Origin of the sequence: Edaphobacter sp., from assembly GCF_035532915.1 — a bacterium.
GTDB lineage: Bacteria > Acidobacteriota > Terriglobia > Terriglobales > Acidobacteriaceae > Edaphobacter.
Genome location: NZ_DATKQC010000160.1, coordinates 20,560 through 32,855, shown reverse-complemented (window position 1 = coordinate 32,855; position 12,296 = coordinate 20,560). Strand labels below are relative to the sequence as shown.

Annotated in this window: 7 protein-coding genes and 1 pseudogene; 2 read left to right on the top strand and 6 right to left on the bottom strand. The window is 54.3% G+C overall.

The annotated features are described in order from the left end of the window. From VMU57_RS07790 to VMU57_RS07780, 3 genes and pseudogenes are all read right to left on the bottom strand, one after another. Nucleotides 1–585: pseudogene (locus tag VMU57_RS07790) on the bottom strand (glycosyltransferase family 1 protein); the annotation flags it as partial. An 88-nt stretch (nucleotides 586–673) separates the two neighbouring features. Beyond that, the gene (locus VMU57_RS07785; protein WP_325382146.1) at nucleotides 674–1,711 is read right to left on the bottom strand and encodes a polysaccharide biosynthesis/export family protein; all 1,038 of its coding nucleotides are present in this window, start codon (nucleotides 1,709–1,711) and stop codon (nucleotides 674–676) included. Continuing rightward, nucleotides 1,708–3,969 (bottom strand): GumC family protein, encoded by a 2,262-nt coding sequence (locus VMU57_RS07780; protein WP_325382144.1) that lies wholly within the window; start codon nucleotides 3,967–3,969, stop codon nucleotides 1,708–1,710. Before VMU57_RS07780 ends, VMU57_RS07785 begins: the two co-directional genes overlap by 4 nt. A 172-nt stretch (nucleotides 3,970–4,141) precedes the next feature. On the opposite strand from VMU57_RS07780, the gene VMU57_RS07775 reads away from it, so the two are divergent. Both VMU57_RS07775 and VMU57_RS07770 read left to right on the top strand, forming a co-directional pair. Further along, on the top strand, nucleotides 4,142–5,551 hold the full coding sequence (locus VMU57_RS07775) for a UDP-glucose/GDP-mannose dehydrogenase family protein (RefSeq protein ID WP_325382148.1): 1,410 nt from the start codon (nucleotides 4,142–4,144) through the stop codon (nucleotides 5,549–5,551). A gap of 75 nt (nucleotides 5,552–5,626) precedes the next feature. Beyond that, complete coding sequence (locus VMU57_RS07770) at nucleotides 5,627–6,562, top strand: UDP-glucuronic acid decarboxylase family protein (protein ID WP_325382142.1); 936 nt, start codon at nucleotides 5,627–5,629, stop codon at nucleotides 6,560–6,562. A 68-nt stretch (nucleotides 6,563–6,630) separates the two neighbouring features. Here VMU57_RS07770 and VMU57_RS07765 read toward each other — a convergent pair whose 3' ends face one another. From VMU57_RS07765 to aceE, 3 genes are all read right to left on the bottom strand, one after another. Continuing rightward, nucleotides 6,631–8,322 carry a capsule assembly Wzi family protein gene (locus VMU57_RS07765; RefSeq protein ID WP_325382140.1) on the bottom strand — a complete coding sequence of 564 codons (1,692 nt, stop codon included), beginning with the start codon at nucleotides 8,320–8,322 and terminating at the stop codon, nucleotides 6,631–6,633. A 269-nt stretch (nucleotides 8,323–8,591) separates the two neighbouring features. Continuing rightward, on the bottom strand, nucleotides 8,592–9,455 hold the full coding sequence (locus tag VMU57_RS07760; protein WP_325382138.1) for a thiamine pyrophosphate-dependent enzyme: 864 nt from the start codon (nucleotides 9,453–9,455) through the stop codon (nucleotides 8,592–8,594). 86 nt (nucleotides 9,456–9,541) lie between these two features. Continuing rightward, complete coding sequence (gene aceE / locus VMU57_RS07755; RefSeq protein ID WP_325382136.1) at nucleotides 9,542–12,208, bottom strand: pyruvate dehydrogenase (acetyl-transferring), homodimeric type; 2,667 nt, start codon at nucleotides 12,206–12,208, stop codon at nucleotides 9,542–9,544. Nucleotides 12,209–12,296 lie beyond the last annotated feature (88 nt).

Here is a 12,296-nt window from a genome sequence, read left to right as displayed (position 1 = left end):
GTTATCGACGGCGTAGGGCATCAGGAACAAGGGAAAATCAACGCCCAGATGATGACGCCAGTATTCTGCGTTCAAGCTGCCGACGGATAAAACACCGTCGACGAGATGTCTCAGCATCTGGAAGAAGAGAGACTTGAGTGCCAGTCTTGCAGGGCTTCGCGGCCGATCTCTTAGCCACATGTCTCCGCGCAGGAGCACGGGAATTCCCAGGGATTTGGCTGCGAACATCGCGTGAAGCGAGTTGACCGTCGCATAGCCATGCACCCAGAGAACGTCAAAAGGGGCTTCGTCCTTGTTTCCACGCAGCCGCTCAAAGATGCCGTAGTTGAGTGGACGCGCCACGCTCACCGTGGCGTTGTCGCGAAGAGCGGGGAGAAATTCGTGGTGATATCCGTCAAGAAGAGGAACGTCCCACTTGACCCCGACGCCTCCGAAGCCCTCGTCCTTGTAGCCACGCACAGAAAAATCAGAGCCATAGAGTACGGTCAGATCAATGTCGGGCTCCTGCGCAATGCGTCGCAGCAGGGGTGCCTGATATTGAATAGGGTGGCTTACCAGATAAGCAAGTTTTACTTTTTGGGTCATGTTTTTTCCGTTATCGGTTGTCGAGGAAGAGACACATCGGCCTATCTCCACGGAATCAATACGGCCAATTACAAGAAGCTGCGTTCTATCAATATCGCTGGGTCGCAATAACCAGAAGAGAGCCAAGACCGACCAGGGTGCCGAGTCCTCCGCCCTTGATTGCTGCCTTCATCGCGCTGGTTGGCAGTAGGACAATGTCATCTGCCTGTAGCACGGGATCGGGAGCCTTTCCATCCATAACCTTCTTGATGTTGACGCGAACGACTTTCCGGTTGAGTCCCTCTGTCCGGATGATACGCAGATCATTTAACTTGCCTTGATATCCAGTGCCTCCTCCCAGCGCTGCCACCTGCATAAGGGTCAGAGGTGAATTCTGCTGGATTGGAATAGCTCCTTCAGTTTTGAACGCTCCCAGAAGATAGACGACGCCGACGCGAGGAACGATGACGGTATCGCCCGGGAAGACCGGCACATTCGCACTGGAACTTTTGGCAGGATCGGTACCGAGATCGATGACGATCGGTTGGGGTATCCCCGGCCTGTCGATGGTGATGACGTGACTTGCAGTTGCAGGCAATCCTCCTGCTACTGACAAAACGTCAAATAAGCGCCTTCGACCTTGCACGGGAACGACACTATGGACTTCGCCGGTGATCGTGACCACTTGATTGGGAGCTTCGGTGAGCTGAATTGTCACCTGCGGATCACGATACATGCCGGCGCTTATGAGCCGTTCTGCAATCAAACTTTCTGCCTGATGCAGTGTGAGTCCTTCAAGGTGTAGACGTCCGATGAGAGGGAGTTGGACGGTGCCGTCGAGACTTACGCGTGCCGAAGGATCGTAATCCGTCATACCGTAGATATGAACTGTTAACAGATCGCCTTGCTGCAGGATGATATCTCGACTGGCAGGGTACAGAATTGCCGGATCGGTCGTTGGAGTTACGGGGGCATTGACCTGCTCGGATACGCTGACCGCAGGACCGCTGAACTGAGCATTTGCCGCTGGCCCATAAAAGCACAGGGCGGCGGAAATGATTGCCAGAAGGGGAAGCCTTACCATGCTGAATCGTCGCGAGACCTGATTGAGGTCAGCCATGCTGAGATGATTTTGTTGGCTCATCATTCACTGTCTCCGGTCCTGCGAGCTTTTCCTTCTGGCCCACCTTGTGGCTCCCAGCTTCCAGAATCTGCACTGGCGTAGGAGTAGCCTGAATATCCATAGTAGCCGTAGTAGTCCGGCGAATTCAGGTCGACCGCGTTGAGCACGATGCCGGTGATCGGGGCACCTGAGCGTACCAGGAGGTCGCGAGCGCGGCGCACAACATGCTTGCTGGATTTACCGTGGCGAACGACCAATACCACCGCATCGGAGTGCCGGGCGAGAATGACGCCGTCCGTGACGGATAGAATCGGCGGCGTATCGATGAGCACATGCGTATAGATCTCGCCACAGTGCTGAAGCAGAGAATCCATCGCTTGAGAACTAATCATCTCCGTTGGGAAAGGCGGCATGGGGCCGGCGGCCAGAACATCGAGATTCGGGACTTCAGTAACCTTCTGTGCAGCGCTTTCGAGAGTAGCTGCCCCGGTAAGAACGGTGGTCAACCCGATCTTACCGCTCATGCCAAAGCGATGATGAACGCTGGGCCGGCGAAGATCTGCGTCGATCAAAAGGACACGTGCATCTCCCTGTGCCAGGATGCAGGCCAGATTCGTGGATAGCGTTGTCTTGCCCTCAGAGGGCGTGGCGCTGGTGAGAAGGATGTACTTGGGAGGATGTCCCGCGGTCGACAGCAGCAGCGATGTTCGCAGAGCTCGGAACGACTCGGCAAACTGTGATTTCGATTGCGACAGGACAACGAGATTTTTTTCGGCTGTCGATAGCGAAGCGCCTTGTTCTACGGAAGTCCGTCTTGCTCGCGGGATGACTGCCAGGGATGGCAACTCTGTGACGCTTTCAATTTCCGCGATGGTACGCAGGCCGGTATCCAGACTGTCCATCACGAAGGCGATGATGATTCCGCCGATCAGGCCAAAGACGACGCCAACCAGGACAATCTTCGCGGATGACCGGAGTTTTGGACTGGCAGGGGGCAGAGCCTGATCGACAATGTCAATCTCCATCGACTCAAGCCCGGCTTCAACGCCGGCGGTGCGAAGCTTCTGGAGGAGTCCTTCGTAGAGAGTTCGATTTGCTTCATACTCTCGCTGGCGTAGGGTGTATTCGATGAGATCGTCCCGCAACTTATAGGCATCAGCCTTCTGCTGTTCAAGAGCGGCATCGGTTTGATTTTCGTTGGCGCGGGCTACAACATAATTTTCTTTCGCCTGAAGTAACAGACGATTCTGTTCTTTGTTCACAGCGCTGGTGAGCTCAGTGATTTGCGCCTTGATCGATTTGGATTGTGGATGATTGGGGCCGAGTGTGGCTTCCAATTGGGCGTAAGTTGCTTTGGCTGTCGACAGTTGCGTTCTAAGCTGATCCAGCTCTCTTGGAGCTACCCCAGGTCCAGAGTCAATAGAACTCTCGACGGAGTCTGGATCCATACCGTTCAAGACGCGGTATCGGGATTCGGCAATAATACGTGCCAGCTTTGCGCTGCCTGCAGCCTTGGAAAGGTCCTCCAATGAGGTGGAGATCTGATTGTGGTTCGGATCGAATCCAAGGATGCCCAGACGCCTCTGCAGGTCCATCATTTGTTCCTGCGACGTTTCAACTTCCTGCTTCAGGTCGTCCAATTGGCTTGAAAGCCACTTCGAAACCCGCTGGGTCGATGCAAATCTAGTTTCATAATTGCGTTGGATGTATGTAGAGATGACCTTGTTGACGATGTCCGCGGCAAGCTTTGCATTCAGGCTGCTGTAGCTGATGTTGATGATCTCGGTCTTCGGAACCAGGACAACGCTCAGGTTTCCCTGGAGTCTACCCACTGTGGCTTGACGCACTGTCGGGTCATCGAGATTTTTATGTGCTACCGGTCCCTTTTCATCAAGAAAATCTGGATTATTTGCCAGATCCATCTCGCGGGCGACGGTCAGCATGAGGGAGTCGCTTTTAAGAATCTGAATTTCGGTCAGCATCTTCGATGCTGTGTCCGTGTCGCCTCCTACCATTGCCGCGGCATCGAGACGAAATTGGTTGGAGGAGCCTGACCTTACCTGTATCTGCCCGAAAGCGTTGTAAAGCTTTGGCTGAGTCTTTGCTTTATAGATTCCGTAGACTAAGCCGAGCAGCACAGCTACGATAACGATCCAACGTCGTTTTTTAAGCGTGAGAAGTGCCTCGGACAGGGTATTGTCCGTAGCGTCTGTCCTGAATCCGGGAGGCATGTTCCCGGTTGTGTCTCCGCCGGGCGAAGGCTGCGTATTTTGAAAAGACATTCCCTGTAGTCTACTAGAGTGTGACTTCCGTAAGGAAGACTGATTACTTACTTTCGATAAATAGAAGAGCTGATTTCGAACGAATTGCGCGTATTCATCACGACGGCGCAGGCTTATGCTAAAACGCACTGAACAGGATAGTCTTAGAGACATGAGGGATTTTCATCAAATGATGGCTAAGAACATTCAAATTGCCGTTGTCGGGTCGGGATATGTCGGCTTGGTTGCCGCCGTTTGCTTTGCGGAGATGGGACATACCGTTATTTGTGTCGATAACGATGATCGCAAGGTCGCGGCCCTGCAAGGGGGGGACACGCTTATCCATGAGAACCACCTTCCAGAACTTCTCGAACGGTACCGCAATACCAAAATTCGATTTATGTCGGATCTGGCCGAGGCAACTCGGGAGTGCGAGGCTATCTTTATTGCAGTAGGAACGCCTCAGAGCGAGAGTGGCGATGCAGATCTCTCTTACGTTGAGGCGGTCGCCTGCGAGATCGCCCGATCCATCAATGGCTATAAGGTAATTGTTGAGAAGAGCACTGTTCCTGTCTATACCAATGAATGGGTGCGACGGGCAATCGAGCGCAATGGTGTGGATCGCAACCTTTTCGATGTCGTTTCAAATCCAGAATTCCTCCGCGAAGGAACCGCCGTCGCCGACTTTCTTCATCCCGACCGCATCGTTGTCGGAGCCGACAGCGACAAGGCCGCCTCTCTCTTGAGGGACATCTATGCTCCGCTTACAAGCGGGGAGTACTACAAGCGATCGGATGCGATTGAAGGTCCCTGCAGCCCCGTGGAGCCTCCTCCTTTGTTGCTCACATCAACAAAGAGCGCTGAGATCATCAAACATGCCTCCAATGCTTTTCTGGCGTTGAAGATCTCCTTTATCAATGCCGTTTCGAATCTGTGCGAGGCAACTGACGCTAACGTGGAGCAGGTAGCCCTTGGGATGGGGTTGGATAGTCGCATCGGCCCCAAGTTTCTTCGTCCAGGCATCGGCTATGGAGGCTCCTGTTTCCCAAAGGACGTTGCCGCCTTCCGTTCGGTGGCAGAGCAGATGGGCATTGATTTCAATCTCTTGAGTGAAGTTGAAAAGATCAATGTTCAACAGAAGAAGCGTTTTCTCGCTAAGGTTCGCTCGGCATTGTGGACGCTGCGTACCAAGCGAATCGGCGTCCTTGGCCTGGCTTTCAAAGGCGAGACGGACGACATCCGTGAGTCGCCGGCGATCGAGCTGGTTGAGATGCTTCTAGCTGAGGGCTGCTCTGTGACGGCCTTTGATCCTGCCGCGATGAAGCGGACCCAGGAGGTGCTTCCGGCTGGCTCCAACCTCAAGTACGTGAACAGTGCCTATGAGGCGGCACAGGATAGCGACGCGTTGCTGATCCTGACGGATTGGCCGGAGTTCGCTTCTCTGGATCTCGATCGGTTGAATAAGATCATGCGTTATCCGATCATTATCGATGGGCGAAATCTCTATGATCCGCATGTCGTTGCCCAGCATGGATTCACTTACCTCAGCATTGGACGGCCAGCTTCGAATCCCGCAATGGAAGCTGTTCTTGCAGCGAAGTAACCATCCGCTTTGATCGGACACTGTTCCTGGATCGGACAAGAGTTGCTACCAGCTAAAGAAAGGTAACAAAGATTAATGCCTCAAAGAATTCTTGTCACCGGAGCCGCCGGGTTTCTAGGTTCACATCTCTGTGATGCATTGCTGGCGAAGGGAAACACTGTCATCGGTGTAGACAATCTGTGCACAGGGAATACAAACAACCTCAAGCATCTTGCCGGGGAATCAAAGTTCAGTTTTGTAGAGCAGGATATTTGCAAGCCGTTTGATCCAGGCAAAGTAGATTTTGTCTTCAATTTTGCTTCACCCGCGAGTCCTGTCGACTACACCCGGCTAGGGGTCGAGACGCTCTCTGTAGGTTCAGTGGGTACTGTCAATACGTTAGACCTCGCGAAAAAATATAGTGCTGGCTATCTTCATGCCTCCACTTCCGAGTGCTATGGAGATCCGCAGGTACATCCGCAGGTAGAGACATATTGGGGCAACGTAAATCCTATCGGGCCAAGGTCGGTCTATGATGAGGCCAAGCGCTTCTCTGAGGCGGTTGTGATGGCCTATCACCGCTATTACGGCGTCAATACTCACCTTGTTCGCATCTTCAATACTTATGGCCCACGTCTTCAGGTCAACGATGGGCGGGTGATCTCTAACTTTATGTCTCAAGCGCTTCGCGGCGAAGCGCTTACTATCTATGGAGATGGTAAGCAGACACGTAGTTTCTGCTATGTCTCTGATCTCATCGCAGGAATTGTTCTTCTTGCTGGTTCGGAAGAGCATCTGCCTGTCAATATTGGAAATCCCGATGAGTGGACCATTATGGAGTGTGCGCGAGAGGTATTGGCTGTTACTGGCGCGAAGGCGGAGATCATCTCGAAGCCTCTACCGCAGGATGATCCAACCCGTCGACGTCCTGATATCACAAAAGCAAAGACGCTTCTCGGTTGGGAGCCGAAGGTTAGTCTTCGCCAAGGCTTAGAGAAATCTTTGCAATATTTCAAAGATTGTCTTCAGTAATTTTTTAGTGGCAAAGTTAAAGATGAGAGCCCAGCCAATTGGCTGGGCTCTCAATCTTTTATCATCAGCTAATACTGTGGGTAGGTGTGTAGTTTCGGAAACCAGGTGAACTGAACTACAGCGGTGGTGTCCTTCTGTAGACCAGGTTTATAGATGGGCGCCTTCCATTGTTCGTACTGTAACCATCCATTGAGCTCCAGATCTTGCCCAAGTCTTTTCACCACGCTGACCTTGAACTGGTTTTGCGTAGTTCCGCCTGGGATGAAATCCTTCGGAGTCTTTTTGTTGAGGTATTCCAATTGAACCCATTCGTTGCCGGAGAGGTGGTAAGTCAACCATGCCTGGCCGCCCTTTGCTTCGCGGCCGATCCAGTCGCCCATGATATATCCCTTGTTGGTATATCCCTGTAATTGAATTGTCTCAAAATAATTGAACTGGCCTCTATAACTTCTCGATACTCCAGGGTCAGTCGTAACTCCTTCGACTCTCAGATCCAGCTTGTGCAGCTTGGGAAACTGGGAGATATAGAGGCCGGTGCGATAAGCGGCACGTCGTGGAGCGCTGGGGGGAGTTACGTCATCATGCGCAATCGAATCGATATACAGCGTGGCATATTTTCTGACAAAGGGAAGGCGGTAGGAGAAATTAAAGTCGCTGTAGCGAGCACCCGGGTCGTTGCGCGAATACTTCTCCCCAACGGTTGTATCGCTGGTGTCGAAGAAGCCTTTTAGAAAAGTATGCAGCGTGACAGGAGCATGACCTTCCCCGCCGAAGATGATGGTCCTTTGGAAGCCAAACTCAAAGTTGACCGTTGGGCGGAACGAAAACATCTCGGAGTGGACCCAGGGACTATTGGGAGAGGTGTGCCCTTTAAGGCTTCCAATGAAGAAATCGTACCGCATCGGTCCCAGCAGTTTTGAAAGCAGGAATATATTCAGCGGTTCAACTCTATTCACCCGAAAGGAGTAGATGTTCTCTGCGTTGTTGGACCATGCCATTGCACCGCCAGCGCCGGGCCCGAGCCACGCGTCTGTCTTTCCGCCAGAAATTTCATTGCCAAGCAGGTGGACGGAGAGAGAGGCTTCCACTAAGCGAAAGGGGTTTTGTGCGGAGATTGGACCTGCGGGAATAGTGTCCTGAGGCTCATTGGGAGGACTGTACGTAATACCGTCGATGGCGGACAATTGGCTAGCGAGGGCATGGGAGTATCCCGCTGCCGATGGCGAGTGTTGATATTCCCCCCGAACATAGAGCGAGAAGGGCCCCCATTCGTTTACTGTCGACAACCCAGTGATGTTGTTAAAGCCTGTTTGGTAGGGGCGGCCGTAGTCGTTAGCTATCGTTTGGCCCAGATGATAGCTGTCTCGTAGGGGTGTTCCGCCGATTCCCATGAATCGCGTGTATGTGGACTCCAATCCATAAACTGCGCCACGTGCCGTGTAGCCTGAAGGCACCTCCGCATCGAACTCGGTCAGAAGCTTCGCCAGGATATCCTGTGCCTCCTCGTTATTGCTCTTGAGAATGTCGTACTTCGACTCCTGCAGCATGTGCAACGCACTGCGGCGTGTCCACGGGCGCATGCCTAGAAACATGGTGTCGAGAAAGCCCATGGAATAGAGCCGGGTCATGGCTGGATAGACCCAACTATCTACCGGGATATAGGTCGATCCATAACGATCCGGCAACTTGTCTTCGTCCAGCGGCCCATAAGGGACATAAGCCGTGAAGGGGTTTGCGGTCGACGCAGTTGCAGGCGGCACAACTGGCGGTCCTGTTCTCTGCGGCGGCGGTGCTGCTGCAGGGGCTGCCGTCTGACTCTGTGGCGCGTATGCCGGCAATGCCGCTGGCTGCGAAGTCGATGTCTGCGCAAATACCATTGAACTCGCACCGGCGACAATAACTGCAATAGGTAGATAGGATCTTTTCCGCACTTGAACCTCAGTATTTCTTTATCTGGACCGTAGAAGACAGTGTACCTTCTCGGCCGCTGGAATTAGGGGTTTCGGCAGTTGAGGGAAGCAAGGGGGATTTAATGTTTTGCTGCGGCGAGTCTTCTTAGAAAGACTTCGCCAGCATGTTTTGCCCAGTCTTCGGTGCAGACTTTTCGTGCTGTCAAAAAGTCTTTCATGTGAAGGATAGGATCACTCCTTTTATTTTTTCGTTGCCCTATCGCCCTACAGGAAATGCATTCGATCAAGACTGGGCCATCCCCTCCGCGAGACCGGCCCATTGATTCCTGGGCAACACGATAAAGAGCGACAGCATCGTTTGCGTCGACGGGGATTCCGGGAAGCCCGGCTGTCCGCGCATCTTTGCAGATATTCGTTGCCTCACCTTTGCCGTCCGCTTGAGGAAGAAGAACGAAGATGATCGGCAGATTGAGCTGAGCTGCCAGAGTGAGGACGTGTTTCCATGCACGCCTCGTCAGCTCGGCCTGATACGCGTAGGCAATCACGATATTGTTTTGCTGCTGCGTCTTCAGAGTAAGCGCTGCGCCCATCGCCATGCTTAAGCGGTTTGCTGCGCCGTCGATCCAGGGTAGCTGACGCGAAACGATAGTCGCATTGGTCGATATTCTCTCTCTCGTTTGCGCACCCGAAATCACTGCAGTGATATTTCGAAGAAGCGGCGTAAGGGGTGCGCCGAAGAGAAGATCCATCGTTGCAGAGATTTGAGTATTGCTCGCGAGGTCTCCATGTTTCAATTCGATGGCAGTCGCCACTCTGCACGCTTCCTCCCCGAACGAATAGGCCAGCCGCTGGTTTGCTTTTGCCTTTCGCTGCAGCTTGGCAATGTGCTCATCGAGCAGCCTGGCATGCACCATCGCCGTGTAGATGTGTCGCAGCTTTTTATTCGGAACTAATGGATTTTCGTGCGGTGTTGTTTCGCTCAAGCCAGATCTCCCCATGAATGCAGCGCTTCTGCAAAAACGAGGGCTCCGTGAGGAACCCTCGATCTAAAAAGTTCAGCGATTCCAAGCTAAGCGCGGGCGGGATCGCTGGCTTCAACGTTGAGGCCGAGCTCTGCCAATGCCTTCTGCGCCTGCTTCGGCTTGAACTTACCCTCGCGGGAGAGCTTCGAAAGCGTTGCCCCAACGATGGACTCTGCGTTGATTTCAAAGTGCCTGCGCAGATGCTCACGATTGTCGCTACGGCCAAAGCCATCCGTTCCCAGCGATACGAGTCTGTTCGTCAGCCACGGGGATAGCTGGTCGGGGACGACCTTCATGTAATCGCTGGCCGCGATGATGGGGCCCTGAGTTGCGGCAAGCGTTGTTTGCAGATAGCTCTGGCGTTCTTTCTCGGCTGGATGGAGACGGTTCCAGCGCTCCACTGCCAGCGCCTCGCGCCGCAACTCGTTATAGCTGGTGACGCTCCAGACGTCGGTCTGCACGCCATACTTTGTCGACAGAATCTCCTGCGCGCGAAGAACTTCGTTCAAGATGGTTCCGCTTCCGAAGAGTTGTGCGACTGCCTCGCCTCCGGTTGCCGGCTTCAGTTTGTACAGGCCGCGCAGAATGCCTTCGGCAGCGCCTTCCGGCATGGCGGGCATGGCATAGTCTTCGTTGTACATGGTGATGTAGTAGAAGACGTCTTCGCCTTTCTCGTACATCCGGCGAATGCCATCCTGCACCACGACGGCAAGCTCATAGACGAATGCGGGGTCATAGGTGACGCAGGTTGGGACCGTGCTTGCCAGCACGATGCTATGTCCGTCCTGGTGTTGCAGACCTTCGCCGAGCATGGTCGTGCGTCCTGCAGTGCCGCCCATCAGGAAGCCCTTGCCGCGCGAGTCGGCAAATGCCCAGACCATGTCTCCGATGCGCTGAAATCCGAACATCGAGTAGTACATGTAAAAGGGGATGGCCGGAATCTTGTAGTTTGCGTATGCCGTGCCTGCCGCGGTGAACGACGCCATCGAACCGGCTTCGGTAATGCCTTCTTCGAGGATCTGTCCGTCCTGCGCTTCGCGATAGTAGAGCAGCATGTCGGCATCGTGGGGGCTATACTTCTGTCCCTCGGGTGCGTAGATGCCTACCTGACGGATCGCCGATTCCATGCCGAAGGTGCGGCCTTCGTCTGGCAGGATCGGCACAATGAGCTTGCCGATCTTCGGGTCCTTCAACAGGTGACGGAGGATGCTGACAAAACCCATGGTCGTGGAGACCGCACGGTTATTCGAGCCTCCTGTCCACTCAGCAAAGTAATCCAGGCCCGGTGCGGTGAAGTCCAGCGCCGGCACCTCGCGCTTTGGAAGATGGCCGCCGAGTTGCCGACGCCGCTCCTGCATATAGGCGATCTCAGGCGAGTCCTGCGCGGGACGATAGGGCGTTCCGTGTGCTGCGGCCTCTTCAGGAATGGGAATGTCGAAACGCTTCACGAATGCGGCGAGTTCGGAGTCCACCATCTTCTTTTCGTTGTGGGTAGCGTTGCGAGCCTGCGACGAGCCCATGCCGAAGCCCTTGACGGTCTTGGCCAGAATCACGGTTGGGCCGCCCTTGTGCTCGCTCGCTCGCTTGTATGCGTTGTAGATCTTCGCCGGGTCATGGCCGCCGCGATGCAGACGCTCGAGCTGCTCATCGGTCAGATCGCGTACCAGTTCTAGCAACTCGGGATATTTGCCGAAGAAGTTTTCGCGCAGGTAGGCGCCGTCCTTTGCCTTGAAGGTCTGGAAGTCTCCATCCACGCACTCTTCCATCCGTCGCAGCAACAGGCCAGTGTGGTCGCGCTCAAAGAGTGCGTCCCAATCGGAACCCCAGATGACCTTGATGACATTCCATCCTGCTCCGCGGAAGTGGCCTTCGAGCTCGTCGATGATGCGCTTGTTGCCGCGCACAGGCCCATCCAGGCGCTGCAGATTGCAGTTCACCACAAAGATGAGATTGTCAAGATTTTCGCGGGCTGCGACTGCGATTGCGCCCAGAGTATCGACCTCGTCGGTCTCGCCATCGCCGACAAACGCCCAGACCTTGCGGTCCGTCGCTTGAATGAGTCCGCGATGCTCGAGGTAGCGCATGAAGCGCGCCTGATAGATGGCATTGAGAGGGCCGATTCCCATCGACACGGTGGGGAAGTTCCAGAAGTTCGGCATCAGCCACGGATGCGGATACGAGCTCAGACCGGGGGTGTCGCGCAGCTCATGACGGAAGTTTTTGAGATGAGAGTCGTCGAGCCTGCCTTCGAGGTAAGCGCGAGCGTAGACACCCGGAGAGGCGTGGCCCTGAAAGTAGATGAAGTCTCCCGGCTGGTCACCATATTTCGCATGGAAGAAATGATTGAAGCCGACCTCAAGCAGGGTTGCGAGCGACGAGTACGTCGAGATGTGACCGCCAATACCGGCGTCTTTTTTATTCTGCCCATGCACCATCGCCATCGCATTCCAGCGGATCAGCGCTTCGACACGGCGCTCCAGCGTCCGGTCGCCGGGATAGGGGACTTCTTCGTGTTTGGGAATGGTGTTCAGGTAACGCGTCGTCAACTCGCTGGACGTCGGCACTCCGGCCTGCTGCGCCCTCTGCCGAAGGGTTTCGAGGAGCTCCGCACCCTGCTCCCAGTCATTTGCGATTACATCGTCGAACGCCTCAATCCACTCGGACACTTCTTCGGAAAAATCGATCTGGCGGGGAGTTTCAAGTTTCATCGTCATAAGCAGTCCTTATATCCCTAGTTGCCGGGGTTGTAGATCAGCGCCCCAAAGTGCACTGGCTCTAGGATAGTCGTCTTCGGGTACAAAC

What these genes read in the sequence shown, in the direction of transcription:
- VMU57_RS07785 (WP_325382146.1), bottom strand. Translation starts at nt 1,711, where the DNA reads ATGATGAGCCAACAAAATCATCTCAGCATGGCTGACCTCAATCAGGTC.
- VMU57_RS07780 (WP_325382144.1), bottom strand. Translation starts at nt 3,969, where the DNA reads ATGTCTTTTCAAAATACGCAGCCTTCGCCCGGCGGAGACACAACCGGG.
- VMU57_RS07775 (WP_325382148.1), top strand. Translation starts at nt 4,142, where the DNA reads ATGGCTAAGAACATTCAAATTGCCGTTGTCGGGTCGGGATATGTCGGC.
- VMU57_RS07770 (WP_325382142.1), top strand. Translation starts at nt 5,627, where the DNA reads ATGCCTCAAAGAATTCTTGTCACCGGAGCCGCCGGGTTTCTAGGTTCA.
- aceE (WP_325382136.1), bottom strand. Translation starts at nt 12,208, where the DNA reads ATGACGATGAAACTTGAAACTCCCCGCCAGATCGATTTTTCCGAAGAA.